The 13,748-nt window shown below is 62.5% G+C and carries 10 protein-coding genes; 2 read left to right on the forward strand and 8 right to left on the reverse strand.

Annotated elements, in window-relative coordinates:
• Window positions 1-88: 88 nt before the first annotated feature.
• A complete protein-coding gene (gene creD, locus M5C56_RS25820; protein ID WP_103499637.1) occupies window positions 89-1,462 on the forward strand; it encodes a cell envelope integrity protein CreD in 1,374 nt (457 codons plus the stop codon).
• A gap of 181 nt (window positions 1,463-1,643) precedes the next feature.
• On the opposite strand, the gene M5C56_RS25825 is transcribed toward creD, so the two are convergent.
• From M5C56_RS25825 to M5C56_RS25855, 7 genes are all read right to left on the reverse strand, one after another.
• Window positions 1,644-1,829, reverse strand: coding sequence for a hypothetical protein (locus M5C56_RS25825; protein WP_103499636.1), 186 nt, complete (start codon window positions 1,827-1,829; stop codon window positions 1,644-1,646).
• On the reverse strand, window positions 1,826-2,944 hold the full coding sequence (locus M5C56_RS25830) for a PepSY domain-containing protein (protein ID WP_103499635.1): 1,119 nt from the start codon (window positions 2,942-2,944) through the stop codon (window positions 1,826-1,828). Before M5C56_RS25830 ends, M5C56_RS25825 begins: the two co-directional genes overlap by 4 nt.
• A 69-nt stretch (window positions 2,945-3,013) precedes the next feature.
• Entirely contained in the window at window positions 3,014-5,419 is a 2,406-nt protein-coding gene (locus M5C56_RS25835; RefSeq protein ID WP_103499634.1) for a TonB-dependent siderophore receptor, read from the reverse strand.
• Window positions 5,420-5,639: 220 nt separating this feature from the next.
• Window positions 5,640-6,620, reverse strand: coding sequence for a FecR family protein (locus tag M5C56_RS25840; RefSeq protein WP_103499633.1), 981 nt, complete (start codon window positions 6,618-6,620; stop codon window positions 5,640-5,642).
• Entirely contained in the window at window positions 6,617-7,135 is a 519-nt protein-coding gene (locus M5C56_RS25845) for an RNA polymerase sigma factor (RefSeq protein WP_103499632.1), read from the reverse strand. Before M5C56_RS25845 ends, M5C56_RS25840 begins: the two co-directional genes overlap by 4 nt.
• Window positions 7,136-7,487: 352 nt before the next feature.
• Window positions 7,488-8,195, reverse strand: coding sequence for a 3'-5' exonuclease (locus M5C56_RS25850; protein ID WP_103497089.1), 708 nt, complete (start codon window positions 8,193-8,195; stop codon window positions 7,488-7,490).
• The gene (locus M5C56_RS25855; RefSeq protein ID WP_103497088.1) at window positions 8,192-10,126 is read right to left on the reverse strand and encodes a putative nucleotidyltransferase substrate binding domain-containing protein; all 1,935 of its coding nucleotides are present in this window, start codon (window positions 10,124-10,126) and stop codon (window positions 8,192-8,194) included. Before M5C56_RS25855 ends, M5C56_RS25850 begins: the two co-directional genes overlap by 4 nt.
• 251 nt (window positions 10,127-10,377) lie before the next feature.
• On the opposite strand from M5C56_RS25855, the gene M5C56_RS25860 reads away from it, so the two are divergent.
• Window positions 10,378-10,821, forward strand: a complete 444-nt coding sequence (locus tag M5C56_RS25860; RefSeq protein ID WP_103497087.1) for a response regulator — start codon at window positions 10,378-10,380, stop codon at window positions 10,819-10,821.
• 188 nt (window positions 10,822-11,009) lie between these two features.
• Here M5C56_RS25860 and M5C56_RS25865 read toward each other — a convergent pair whose 3' ends face one another.
• Window positions 11,010-13,187, reverse strand: coding sequence for a malate synthase G (locus M5C56_RS25865; protein ID WP_103497086.1), 2,178 nt, complete (start codon window positions 13,185-13,187; stop codon window positions 11,010-11,012).
• Window positions 13,188-13,748 lie beyond the last annotated feature (561 nt).

Here is a 13,748-nt window from a genome sequence, read left to right on the forward strand (position 1 = left end):
CGCATCTCCACACAGTCTCCACATTCGTCCCATCAAGCCCCCACACAGGCTGCGCAGACTCTCCCCCATACCAACAGGGAGAGAACCCATGAACCGCGGTCTGGCTATAAAACTCGGGGCGATTGCCCTACTGATGCTGTTGTTGCTGGTCCCGTTGATGATGATCGACGGGGTGATCAGCGAACGTCAGCGCTTGCGCGACGGTGTCCTGGAAGATATCGCCCGCAGTTCCAGCTACAGCCAGCAATTGAATGGTCCGCTGTTGGTGGTGCCGTATCGCCAGACCGTTCGCGAATGGAAGACCGATGCCAAGGGCGAGCGCTACCAGCAAAGCAGCGAAGTCAGCGGGCGCCTGCACTTCTTGCCGGAGCGTTTTGAGCTCGATGGCAAGGTTCAGACCGAACTGCGCTCGCGGGGCATTTACGAGGCGCGGCTGTTTCATGCCAATAACCAGATCAGCGGTAACTTCGTGCTGCCGTTGCAATTGGGTATCACCGAGGACTTTGCCGATTACCGCTTCGACGAGCCGTACCTGGCGGTGGGCATCAGCGATATCCGTGGCATCGAAAACGCCCTGACCTTGCAGGTGGGCAGCCAGAACCTGGAGTTTCGGCCCGGGACCCAGGTCAGTTGGCTGGGTGACGGTGTGCATGTGAACTTGCCGCGGGTCGATGGCCGCGAAGAGCAGCGCCTCGATTTTTCCTTCGACCTGGTGCTACAAGGCACCGGTCAGTTGCAGGTGCTGCCGGTGGGCAAGACCAGCAGCATCCATCTGAGTGCCGATTGGCCGCACCCGAGCTTTATCGGCAACTACCTGCCGGTCAAACGGGAAGTCACCGACCAGGGGTTCAGCGCCCAGTGGCAGACCTCGTTCTTCTCCACCAATCTGCGTGAAGCCTTGAACAACTGCCTGGCGACCAGCGACTGCGATGGCTTCAAGGCCCGCAGCTTCGGCGTGAGTTTTATCGAACCGGTGGACCAGTACCTCAAGTCCGACCGGGCGATCAAATATGCGCTGCTGTTTATCGCCCTGACCTTTGCCGGCTTCTTCCTCTTCGAAGTGCTCAAGCGCCTGGCGGTGCATCCGGTCCAGTACGCCCTGGTCGGCGTGGCGTTGGCTTTCTTCTATCTGCTGTTGCTGTCGTTGTCGGAGCACCTTGGGTTTGGCCTGGCTTATCTGTTGTCGGCTGGGGCCTGTGTGGCGTTGATCGGCTTCTATGTCTGCCATGTCTTGCGCAGCCTGACCCATGGCCTGGGTTTCGGCATCGGCCTGGCCGCGTTGTATGGTTTGCTCTATGGGCTGCTGAGCGCCGAGGACTATGCGTTGCTGATGGGCTCGCTGCTGCTGTTCTGTCTGCTCGGAGTGTTTATGGTGCTGACCCGCAAACTCGACTGGTACGGGATTGGCCAGGGCAAGCCTGCCGAGGCGCTGAACTTTGATAGGGGAGCTGCCCATGAGTAGGTCGCTGGGGTTACGCGAGGATCAGCAATGGGGCGCGGAGTTGGCCCGCCTGTTGGCTAGTCAGACAAGACCGAGCACGGTCCCTGTAGGAGCCGAGCTTGCTCGCGATAGGGCCCGTGAGACCACTGAAAGCTTTACAGGCAGGTCACGTGGCGCTCTGTCTTGAAAGCCTCTCCGGCGGTTATCCATGGCGACGGCCGAACAGCCCGCGCAGGGAAATAGCCGCCGGAATCCCCAGCCCCACCCAGCTCAGCGCATCCCAGGCGCCGTCGCCCAACAGCGCGGCGAACAGGCCGGCCGCGCTGAGGAGGGCAATCAACACGGGAATGCCGAAGACCTTCCAGAAAATCGAAGCGCGCGGTTTCATCGTGCACCCTCGGTTTTCAGGCTAGTCCGTCGGCGTACCCACCACAGGTACACGCCGCTGCCGAGCACGATGATGGTCAAGCCATCCAGCACCGCCCAGAGCACCTTCATCGGCAGGCCGCCGTAGTCACCGAAATGCAGCGGTTGCGACATGCCCATGGCGTCCATGTACCAAGGGCGTTGGCCGACGGCGGTGACTTGCAGGGTGGCGGCATCGATCAGCACCGGGGTCAGCAGGTGCGAGGTGAGGTGGGTGTTGCCTTTCATAAAGACGGCGTAGTGGTGTTCGCTGGAAAAGCGCGTGCCGGGGAAGGCGATAAAGTCCGGGCGCATGCCGGGGGCGGCCTCGGCGGCGATTTCCAGCAAGTGCGTGGCCGGGGCGAGCTCGGTCAGCGGCGGGGCGTCGCGGTACGGCGCGACCATGGCGCCGAGGGTGTCGGTGCGCCAGGCGGCGATCAGCAGGTCGGCGCAGGCGCTGATCACCCCGGTGATGCCTACCACCAGGCACCAGGTCAGGGTGACGATGCCGATCAGGTTGTGCAGGTCGAGCCAGCGCAGGCGGGTGGATTTATCGCGGCGCACGCTGGCGAACGTCTGCCGGCGCATGAACGGCAGGTAGAGCGCCACGCCGGAGATGATCGCCAGCACGAACAGCACGCCCATAAAGGCCAGCAGCAGTTTGCCGGGGAGCCCGGCGAACATATCCACGTGCAGGCGCAGCATGACCATCATCAGGCCGCCATTGGCCGAGGGCAGTTCCACGGCCTGGCCGTTGCGGGCGTCGAGCATGAAGGTGTGGGAGGCGTTGGGTTCGGTGCCGGCGGTTTTCGCCATGATGGTGGTCACGCCGTCGGGCTCGTCCTCGTCCCAGCCGAAATACTGCATGACCTCGCCCGGACGATGGGCCTCGGCGGCGCGGACCAGTTGCTGCAGGTCCAGGTGCGGGGTGTCGGCGGGCAGCGCCGGCAGCGCGGCGGCGTCGCCCAGCAGGTGGTCGATCTCGTGGTGGAAGATCAACGGCAGGCCGGTCAGCGCCAGCAACAGCAGGAACAGCGTGCAGATCAGGCTGGCCCAGGTGTGGACAAAGGACCAGCGGCGGATGGTTTGGCTTTTCATGGCATTTCCCAAATGCAAAAGGGCCACGGCGGACCGTGACCCTTGTTTCGACGCGATGCGGCTAGCGGGTTACCACTTGTAGTTCACGGCGGCGACCACGCTGCGCTGGTCTCCGTAGTAGCACCAGGTGCCGTCGCAGGTGGAGAGGTAGTCCTTGTTGAACAGGTTCTTCGCGTTGACTTCCACCGACGCACCGGCCAGGGAACTGCTCAGGCGACCCAGGTCGTAATGCACCGCAGCGTCATAGACGGTGTAGGCGCTGACGTGACCATTGGGAGTGTTGGCCGTGTTGCCGAAGGTATCGCCGACATAACGCACGCCACCGCCGACACCGAAGCCATCGAGGAAGCCGGTGCGCCAGGTGTAGTCGCTCCAGAGGGACGCCTGGTTACGCGGTACCAGTTGCAGGCGGTTGCCCTGGTCGTCGCCCTTGAGGATTTCCGAGTCGGTGTAGGTGTAGGCCGCGATCAGCTTGAGGTTCTTGGTCACGTCGGACGTGGCTTCCAGCTCCAGGCCACGGACCTTGGTTTCGCCGATCTGGCTGGTGATGCCACGGTCGCTGACCGAGACGTTTTTCTGGCGAAGGTCGAAGACGGCCGCCGTGAGCAGGGTCTTGCTGCCTGGCGGTTGGTACTTTACACCGGCTTCGTACTGATGGCCTTGAGTCGGTTTGAAGGACTGGGTTGCGCTGGCGTTGGCGCCCGCGGATGGCTGGAACGACTCGGTGTAGGAAATGTAAGGGGTGATCCCGGAGTCGAACACATAGCTCAGGCCGGCGTTGCCGCTGAAGGCGCTGTCGCGCTGGGTGTGGGTGGCGTTGTTATTGTTGAAGAAGGTGTTGCCGGTGTGAATCCAGTCCTCACGGCCACCGAGGGTCAGGCGCCACTTGTCCAACGCGATCTGGTCCTGTGCATACAGGCCGGTCTGGTTGGTCTTCTGGTTGTAGTTGTAGAAGGTGTTGTAAGCGATATTGGAGAAGTTCTGCCCGTAGATCGGGTTGTTCACGTTGCTGTCAGGCGCGTTGCCTTCTTGCCATTTGTAGCGGGTATCGGTGCGCTGATGGTCCAGGCCCAGCAGGACGGTGTGGCTAAGGGCGCCGGTCTGGAAGTCGGCCTGGAAGTGGTTGTCCACGGCGATCTGGCTGATGTTTTCATCGACCTTGTCGACCAGACGGGTCAGGGTGCCGTCCGGCGCGACGACATCGCCGAAGGAGGCGTAGGCCTGACGGAAATTCAGCTCGCTCTTGGTGTAGCGCAGGTTCTGTTTGAACTGCCAGACATCGTTGAAACGGTGATCGAAGGCGTAACCCAGGGCGTAGTAAGTGCGGTCGTAGTAGTCCGAATCCGGATCGCCGAGGTTTTTGCTGTGTGAAATCGGCCCGGCCGCCGAAGGCAGCTTGGTGCCTTGCAGGGGCAGGAACTGGCCGCTGATACCGGTATCGTCGCGGGTGAATGCGGACAGGAAGGTCAGGTGCGTATCGTCGTCGACATTCCAGGTCAGGCTGGGTGCGATGTTGTAGCGCTTGTCGCTGACATCGTCGATGGGCGTGTTGCCGTCACGGATGACACCGTCGATGCGATAGAGGAAGCGGCCGTCTTCGTCGATTTTGCCGGTGCTGTCGAAACTGATCTGTTTGCGGTTGTTGCTGCCTACTTCGGCACGGATTTCGTGGCTGCTCTCGGCCTCGGGGCGACGGCTGACCATGTCGAGCATGCCGCCTGGCGGGGTTTGACCATAGACCGAAGAGGCCGGGCCACGCAGGACGGCAATACGTTCCAGGTCCCAGGTTTCGAGTTTCGGGTTGGCGTAGGAACCTTTGGGCAGTGGCAGGCCATCAAGGAACTGGGTCGGTTCGAAGCCACGGATCCGCAACCAGTCGGCGCGCGAATCGCTGCCGTAGCTGCTGGCGATCACGCCGGGGGTGTAGCGCAGGGCGTCGTCGAGGTTCTGGACGCCACGGTCTTCCATCTGTTCACGGGTAATGACCGAAATCGAGCGCGGTGCCTCGACAATCGGCGTATCGGTCTTGGTGCCGGCGGCGGTGCGGGTGGCGGTATAGCCTTCGACCGGGCCCCAGGCGCTTTCAGCAACGCCCTGGCCGGTGATATTGGTTTCCGGCAAGGCCACGACGCCGCTCGGGATCGCGATCAGGGTGTAGGTCCCGGCGCTGCTTTGGATCAATTGCAGACCGGTACCGCCAAGAGCGGTGTGCAGGGCGGTGATGGCGTCGAACTGGCCTTTGACCGGTGCCGAGGTTTTGTCCGAGGCCAGCGCCGGGTCGAGGCTCAGGGCCAGGCCCGCCTGGCTGGCGATCTGGCTCAGGGTCGAACCCAGCGGTCCGGCCGGCAGGTTGTAGGCATGAACGCTGGAAGCCTGTTCGGCCGCCATCAGCGTCGGGCTGAGCAACGGGGTGCCAAGGGCGATGGCGGCGGCGAGGAGACTGGGGCGCAGCAAGGTGTCGAGCGGGCGGGACATAGGGCGGGTTCCTGAATGGAAATGTTTCTCAATGCCTATGGGCCGAACGAGATTCAGAAAGTGATAGGTCTGATTGAAAATAATTTAGATTCACAGCGGCGATAAGGACGAACACCGACCTTGTAGGAGCCAGCTTGCTGGCGATGGCGTCTTTGAGATCAATGCAAGACTCAAGGGCCTCATCGCCGGCAAGGGGTATGTATTCCAGAGTTAAGGCGTGTCAGGGCTTGGTTTCGGCCTTGGCCTGCACCGTCACCCACCACTGCGTATGTCGGGCGATCTGTACCGGCAAGGTCGGCAGTAATGCGGTCAGCGCCAGGTCGGTGTCATGCAGCGGGAAACTGCCGGTGATCCGCAGGTCGGCAACGTGCGGATCGACACCCAGATGGCCACGCCGATAGCGACCCAACTCTTCGAGCATGTCGGCCAAGCGCACGTTGTCCACCACCAGCATGCCCCGGGTCCAGGCATCGGCGCCGGGGTTGAGGGCCTGCAACGGACCGAGGCTGTCACGGCGCATCAGCACCTGTTGGCCTTCATGGAGGATCTGTTCGTCGGCGCTGGCTTGTGGACGAGCAGCCACCGCCGATTGCAGGACGCTCAACAGCGTGCCGTCGTCTTCACGCTTGACCAGGAAACGCGTCCCCAGCGCGCGCATGCGCCCTTCATCGGTTTCGACGATAAACGGCCGGGCATCGCCATGGCCGGTCTCGATCAGGATTTCGCCGTCGCGCAGGACGATGCGTCGGGTCTTCTCATCGAAGCGCACATCCAGGGCACTGTGGGTGTTGAGCTGGATCGTCGTGCCGTCGGCCAGGTGCAGGGTGCGTTGCTCGCCGGTGGCGGTGCGCTGGTCGGCCAGCCAGTAATCGATGGGCAGGTAGCGATTGCCGAGAAACAGCGCCAGGCCGCAGGCCAGCATCACACTGGCCACGCGACTGCCGAGCTTGCGTACCCGCTGGCGGACGCCGTCACGGGATTTCAGCAGGGCGCCCCGCGCCGGGCCGCTGGTGCCGCTGAAGCGTTGGTCGAGCATGCCCAACTGCGACCAGGCGCGGGCGTGTTCTTCATGGGCCGCGTGCCATTTCTCGAACTCGGCCTGTTCCACGGTGTTGCGACCGCCCGAGTCCAGGCACAACTGCCAGGCAATGGCGGCATCGAGGACGCGGGCGGAAACCGGTTTGGCGCTGAACTGATTCATGTCGGCTCGCCGTACAGCGCGACATAGCACTGGCGAATGCCCTGGGCCAGGTACTGGCGCACGCGGGGTACGGAAACGCCGAGCTTGTCGGCGATCTCGGCATGGCCGAGGCCGTCCAGGCGACTGTAGAGGAACGCGGCGCGGGCCTTGCTCGAGAGCTTGCCGAGCAGGTGGTCGATGGCTCGCAGGTCTTCGAGGATCAGGTGCTGTTCTTCCGGGGACGGTTGCTCGCCCTCCGGGATCAGCATCAGTTCACTGAGGTAGGCCTGTTCCAGCGCGGCGCGGCGGAAGTGGTCGAACAGCAGGCCTTTGGCGATGGCCACGAGGAAGGCCCGGGGTTGGTGCGGTGTGTTCAGTTCGTCGCGGCCCAGCAGGCGGACAAAGGTGTCCTGGCTCAGGTCTTCGGCCCGCTGCGGGCAGGCAATGTTGCGGCGCAGCCAAGCCAACAGCCAGCTGCGATGGTCGCGATACAGCGAGTCGACAAGGGCATGATGGGGGCTTCGGACTGACGACAACGGACATCACCGACAAGAAGTTTAAAATAACGAGAATTATTCGCGATTGTGTCAGGGCCCAGGAAAAGGCGCAATGGCTGCTGGTCGGTTGGCGGTGTGCCATTTGTCTTAATGGAGATTGGGTTGTGGGAGGTGGGCTTGCTGGTGGTGGGCTCCTTGGGTATTGCGGTGCCGGGACTGACGTCTTCGCGGGCAAGCCCTGCTCCTACAGTTCTTTGTCGTGCGCCAAATCTGTGCTCGACGCAAAACTGTAGGAGCAGGGCTTGCCCGCGAAGAGGCCCTTGAGCCTTGCACCGCCCATGCGGCCGCCATCGCCGGCAAGCCGGGCTCCTACAAGGGGATGTGGCAGGCTTTAGAAAGAGGGACTCTGCTGACGACGTTTCCACTGCCCCAGGCGTTGTTGCAGCTTCAACGGGCTATCGATCTGCTGCTGCCGCGCCCGGCTGAACAGGATCAGCGCCAGTTCGGCGGTGGCCAGGGCGTCGGCGCTGGCGTTATGCCGCTCCTCCACCTGCAACTTGAAATGGTCGATCCAATCGTCCAGCCCGGCTTCGCGCAAGGTCGCTTGCGGGCATAACAACGGCGCGATATCGGCGACATCAAAAAATGGATGTTGCAGGCGATACCCGAGGCTGTCTTTCAGCGCACGGGTGAGCATGTGCTGGTCAAAGGGCGCATGGAACGCCAGCAACGGGCTGTCGCCGACGAACTCCATAAAGTCCAGCAACGCCTGCGCCGGATCGCTGCCTGCGGCCAGGGCACTCGGCCCCAGGCCATGGATCAGCACGCTGGGGTTGACGCTCTGTCCGGGGCGCAACAAGGTCCGTTCAAAGCACTGCCCCAGGTCGATGGCGCCGTCTTCGATCACCACCGCGCCGATGGACAGCACCTGGTCGCGGTTCAGGTTCAGGCCGCTGGTTTCCAGGTCGAGGACAACCCAGCGCTGTTCCCGCAGCGAACACTCGTCCAGGGGCTTGGCGGCGGGCAGTTGCCTGAGCCGCGCCTGTGTCGCGGCATCCAGTGTCGGCTCGTTGGCCCTCAGCCAGGAAAACAGCTTCATAGCTGATACCGCAGGGCCAGGCTGCTTTGCAGGCGTTGGGCCTGGCGCAGGGCTTCACGCAGGATGCGTCGGTCCAGCTGGTTGAGGCTTTCCGGATCGACCCGATTGGAATACGGCAGATTCTGCCGGGTCTGCAGTTGATGTTGCTGCAATCGGGTCTGCTGGATGAAGTGATAGGCCTCTTCATAAGCCGCGCCGTCGAGGCCTTCGATCACTTCCTTGGCTACCAGCTGGCGCAGGCGTTCGAGGGTATTGCTGGCCTCGATGCCATTGGCCAGCGCCAGCAGGCGGGCACCGTCGACGAACGGGGTCAGGCCCTGGACTTTCAAATCCAGGGTGGCCTTGTCGCTGCCGTTGCGGCTCAGCACGAACTCACGCAAACGCCCCACCGGTGGGCGCTGGCGCAGGGCGTTTTCGGCCATCATGCGCTGGAACAGCCGGTTGTCGGCGACCTGGGCAAGGATGCCCTGGCGCAGTTGCTGGCAGGCCTGTTCCTCGCCCCAGACCACCCGCAGGTCGAAATAGATGCTCGAGGCCAGCAGGTTCTCCGGCGTGGCTTCGCGAATAAAGGCGGAGAAGCGCCGTGCCCATTCGGCCCGCGACAGGCACAGCTCAGGGTTGCCGGCCATGATATTGCCTTTGCACAGGCTGAAGCCGCACAGCGCCAGGCTCTGGTTGATCTGCTGCGCCAGGGGCAGCAGCTTGCCGCGAATCTCGGCGGCATGGGCGGCGTCGCGGGCCTCGAACAGGATGCCGTTGTCCTGGTCGGTGTACAGCGTCTGCTCGCGGCGGCCCTCGCTGCCGAAACACAGCCAGCTGAACGGCACGCCCGGGTCGCCTTTCTCGGCCAGGGTCAGTTCGATGACCCGGCAGACGCTGTGGTCGTTGAGCAGGGTGATGATCTGGGTGATCTGGGTCGATGACGCACCGTGGGCCAGCATGCGTTCCACCAACTGGCCGATCTCGCCGCGAATGGCGATCAGGTTGTCCAGGCGCGCCGCGCTGCGGATGGTCCGCGCCAGGTGCACCAGGTCGACCCGTTGCAGGGAAAACAGGTCGCGCTCGGAGACCACGCCGCACAGGCGCTGCTCCTTCACCAGGCAGACATGGGCGATGTGCCGTTCGGTCATGGCCATCGCGGCGTCGAAGGCGCTGTGGTCCGGGGTCAGGGCGAAGGGGGCCTGGGTCATGTGTTGGTCGATGGGCTGGTTGAAGTCATGGACGCCGTCGGCCACCACCTGGCGCAGGTCGCGCAGGGTGAAGATGCCGAGTGGGGCCTTGGCCTCATTGACCACCACGATGCTGCCGACCTGTTGCTCGTGCATCAGGGTCACCGCTTCGCGCAGCGGAGTGCTCGGGCTGCAGGTCACCGGGTGACGCATCGCCAGCTCGCCGAGGCGGCTGTTGAGCGAGTACTGGGTGCCGAGGGTTTCCACGGCCTTGCGCTGGACTTGCTGGTTGACCTGGTCCAGCAGGCTGCTGACGCAACGCAGGGCAAAATTGCGAAAGATCTCGGAGGAGGAAAACAGCTTGATGAACGCCGGTTTGTTCAGTTGCAGGCAGAAGGTGTCTTCGCCGGCCAGGTGTTCGGTACGGGTGGCCCGCTCACCGAGCAGCGCCGCGAGGGGGAAGCACTCGCCGGTGGTGATTTCGAAGACGGTTTCGCTGCCGCCCTTGGCCGTGTGCGGGCGTTCGCCGACCACCCGTCCCTGCTTGACGATATAAAAGTGCTCCACCGGCCCGTCGGCGGGCTTGATGATGCTCTCGCCCGTGCTGTAGAAACGCAGTTGACACTGTTCAACCAGATAGGCCAGATGGGCGTTCTCCATCTGATTGAAGGGTGGGAATCGCTGCAGGAACTGCAAGGTGCCGTGGATGTTTTGCAACACCGCGGTCTTCCCGGCCTGGCTGAAGGCATCCGCTTTGCTCATGACCGCTACCGATTTTTGTCCGTTGTTATGGGCGCGAAGAATCGCCGTTCTACCCATGTTCGGCCCCCGCTTCCCGGGTGCCCATTGGACGTAAGTCTAGGTTTGAGAAATGGCCTACAGTTGAAGAAGCAGATTCTTAACAAATATCGACTTGGAAAACTTTCCGACGAAGTGCACATTGAGCATCCGTTTAGCGATGTCTGAGCACTGTGCTAGGGGATTGGATTGCCGAAGGGATACCAGAGAGCCGTATGTCTGACCACGATATTTTAAGCGATGCCGAGCGCGAGGCCATTCTGCAGGTGATGCAGGCACCGCAATTGTCGTATCAGCGGGTCCTGATCGTCGATGACGACCAGGATGCCCGGGAGTTGCTGTCGGAAATTCTCGCCCTCCACGATATCCACTGCGTGACCGCCGCCAGTGGCGCGGCGGCCTTTGCGTTGCTGGAGTCCAACCGCGGCATCGGTCTGCTGATCACTGATTTGCGCATGGCCGATGATGGCTTGGACCTGATTCGCAAGGTGCGCGGCTCGGAGCGGGCGGCGCTGCCGATCATCATCGTCTCCGGCAATGCCCAGGTGCGTGATGCTATTGATGCGATGCATTTGAGCGTGGTGGATTTCTTGCTCAAGCCCATCGATACCACGCAGTTGCTGAAGCTGGTCAAGCGTGAGCTGGGGATGGTGGCTTAGGCCCTGTAGGAGCGAGCTTGCTCGCGATGGTGGCCCAGGCACCGTGGGGTATCAGATGCCCAGCGTTATCGTTGACGCCCATCGCGAGCAAGCTCGCTCCTACAGGTAGCGGTGTCTTGAGGCGACCGGAATGAAAAAGCCCTGATCGTTACCGATCAGGGCTTTTTCTTTTCGCCATCAGCGCGGGATTACAGGCCGTTGCGGGCCTTGAACTCACGACGCCGACGGTGCAGTACCGGCTCGGTGTAGCCGTTGGGCTGTTTGGTCCCTTCGATCACCAGTTCGACCGCCGCCTGGAAGGCAATGTTGCTGTCGAAGTCCGGGGCCAGCGGGCGGTACAGCGCGTCACCGGCATTCTGCCGATCAACCACCGGGGCCATGCGCTTGAGGCTTTCCATGACCTGGTCCTGGGTGACCACGCCATGGCGCAGCCAGTTGGCGATGTGCTGGCTGGAAATGCGCAGGGTGGCGCGGTCTTCCATCAGGCCGACATCATGGATGTCCGGCACCTTCGAGCAACCGACACCCTGGTCGATCCAGCGCACCACGTAGCCGAGGATGCCCTGGGCGTTGTTGTCCAGCTCGCTGCGGATCTCCTCGGCCGACCAGTCGGTATTGCTCGCCAACGGGATGGTCAGGATATCGTCGAGCGAAGCCCGCGCGCGTTTGGCCAGTTCGGCCTGGCGGGCGAACACGTCGACCTTGTGGTAATGCAGCGCATGCAACGCGGCCGCGGTCGGCGACGGGACCCAGGCGGTGTTGGCGCCGGCCAGTGGATGGGCGATTTTCTGTTCGAGCATCGCCGCCATCAGGTCGGGCATGGCCCACATGCCTTTACCGATCTGGGCGCGACCTTGCAGGCCGGTGCTCAAACCGATATCGACGTTCCAGTTCTCGTAGGCGCCGATCCATTTTTCCGTCTTCATGGCGGCCTTGCGCACCATCGCGCCGGCTTCCATGGAGGTGTGGATCTCGTCGCCGGTGCGGTCGAGGAAGCCGGTGTTGATAAACACCACGCGCTCGCTGGCGGCCTTGATGCAGGCTTTCAGATTGACGGTGGTGCGTCGTTCTTCGTCCATGATCCCGACTTTCAGGGTATTGCGCGGCAGGTTCAGGACCTCTTCGATGCGGCCGAACAGCTCGTTGGTGAACGCCGCTTCTTCCGGACCGTGCATCTTCGGCTTGACGATGTAGACCGAGCCGGTGCGGCTGTTCTTGCGCACGCTGTTGCCGTTGAGGCTATGGATCGCCGCGAGGCTGGTGATCAGGCCGTCGAGGATGCCTTCGGGCACTTCGTTGCCATGGCTGTCGAGGATCGCATCGATGGTCATCAGGTGACCGACGTTGCGCACGAACAGCAGCGAGCGACCGTGCAGGCTCAATTCACTGCCGTCGACGGCGGTGTAGCGGCGGTCGGCGTTCATGGTCCGGGTAAAGGTGGTGCCGCCCTTGGCGACCTGTTCCGCCAGGTCGCCCTTCATCAGGCCGAGCCAGTTGCGGTAGATCACCACCTTGTCATCGGCATCGACGGCGGCGACCGAGTCTTCGCAGTCCATGATGGTGGTCAGGGCTGCTTCCATCAGCAGGTCCTTCACGCCGGCGGCATCGGTCTGGCCGACCGGGCTGCTGGCGTCGATCTGGATTTCGAAGTGCAGGCCGTGGTTTTTCAGCAGGATCGCGCTGGGTGCCGCGGCATCGCCCTGGAAGCCGATCAACTGGGCATCGTTGCGCAGGCCGCTGTTGGTACCGCCCTTGAGGGCGACCACGAGCTTGCCGTCGACGATCTTGTAGCCCACGGCGTCGACATGGGAGCCGGCGGCCAGGGGCGTGGCTTCGTCGAGGAAGGCGCGGGCGAAGGCGATGACCTTGTCGCCACGGACCTTGTTGTAGCCTTTGCCTTTTTCCGCGCCGTCCGCTTCGCTGATGGCATCGGTGCCATAGAGCGCGTCATACAGCGAGCCCCAGCGGGCGTTCGAGGCGTTGAGGGCGAAACGCGCGTTCATCACCGGCACCACCAACTGTGGGCCGGCCATGCGGGCGATCTCGTCGTCGACATTCTGGGTAGTGGCCTGGAAATCCGCCGCTTCTGGCAGCAGGTAGCCAATGTCTTGCAGGAAGGCTTTGTAAGCCACGGCGTCATGGGCCTGGCCGGCCCGGGACTGGTGCCAGGCATCGATCCGGGCCTGGAAATCATCGCGTTTGGCGAGTAGGGCCTGGTTCTTCGGGGCCAGGTCATGGATGACCTTGTCGGCGCCGGCCCAGAACTGGTCGGCGGTCAGACCGGTACCGGGAATGGCTTCGTTATTCACGAAGTCGAACAGGACTTTGGCGACCTGAAGGCCACCGACTTGAACGTGTTCAGTCATTGCTTGCCTCACTCTGCTCAGCTATTCAGCTCTTCTGTTTAAAGCCTTGCGTGCTTCTCTGAACACAGTACCAGAACATGCCCTCGCGGGCGGCTGGGCTCGCCCGACCGACCTGAGCCGGCGGGGCTTTCCGTGATCTCACAGACACTCGGGCAGACGTCGATCCAACGTTATGTAGTGCGTTCCGGCGCATACTACATGATGCATTACGGTTGTGAAAATTAGACTAAATACGTCGTTTCGCGACCAGTGGGTTCTGTCCGGTCACGCAGAAGCCACTAATGTTCTCAAGAAAAGCATGGATTGTTCCAGATAAATCTGAAAATGGTACACGATTTGTTTTGCGGCTGACCTCCGCCCTTGGGGCCCGCGATGACTACGTGTGGTGGTGGATGGGTGTGTGGGAGCGGTGCTTGGTCTGGGCGGCTTCCGACGAAGAACGATAACGCTGTATATCACCGAAACCTGCTCCAGCAAGACCAAGCACCTGGGCCCTATCTAGGCCATCGTTCGTCAGGTGGGCAAGCTTGCGCCTTTCATTACTGAGCTATACTGAGCGTT

The organism is Pseudomonas sp. MWU13-2862 (genome assembly GCF_023242495.1).
In the GTDB taxonomy this organism is placed as follows: domain Bacteria; phylum Pseudomonadota; class Gammaproteobacteria; order Pseudomonadales; family Pseudomonadaceae; genus Aquipseudomonas; species Aquipseudomonas gingeri_D.

Excerpts from the sequence above, each read along its gene's own strand:
- M5C56_RS25830 (WP_103499635.1), bottom strand. The coding sequence starts at position 2,944 with ATGAAAAGCCAAACCATCCGCCGCTGGTCCTTTGTCCACACCTGGGCC.
- M5C56_RS25850 (WP_103497089.1), bottom strand. The coding sequence starts at position 8,195 with ATGAAGCTGTTTTCCTGGCTGAGGGCCAACGAGCCGACACTGGATGCC.
- M5C56_RS25865 (WP_103497086.1), bottom strand. The coding sequence starts at position 13,187 with ATGACTGAACACGTTCAAGTCGGTGGCCTTCAGGTCGCCAAAGTCCTG.
- M5C56_RS25835 (WP_103499634.1), bottom strand. The coding sequence starts at position 5,419 with ATGTCCCGCCCGCTCGACACCTTGCTGCGCCCCAGTCTCCTCGCCGCC.
- M5C56_RS25825 (WP_103499636.1), bottom strand. The coding sequence starts at position 1,829 with ATGAAACCGCGCGCTTCGATTTTCTGGAAGGTCTTCGGCATTCCCGTG.
- creD (WP_103499637.1), top strand. The coding sequence starts at position 89 with ATGAACCGCGGTCTGGCTATAAAACTCGGGGCGATTGCCCTACTGATG.
- M5C56_RS25860 (WP_103497087.1), top strand. The coding sequence starts at position 10,378 with ATGTCTGACCACGATATTTTAAGCGATGCCGAGCGCGAGGCCATTCTG.
- M5C56_RS25855 (WP_103497088.1), bottom strand. The coding sequence starts at position 10,126 with ATGAGCAAAGCGGATGCCTTCAGCCAGGCCGGGAAGACCGCGGTGTTG.
- M5C56_RS25840 (WP_103499633.1), bottom strand. The coding sequence starts at position 6,620 with ATGAATCAGTTCAGCGCCAAACCGGTTTCCGCCCGCGTCCTCGATGCC.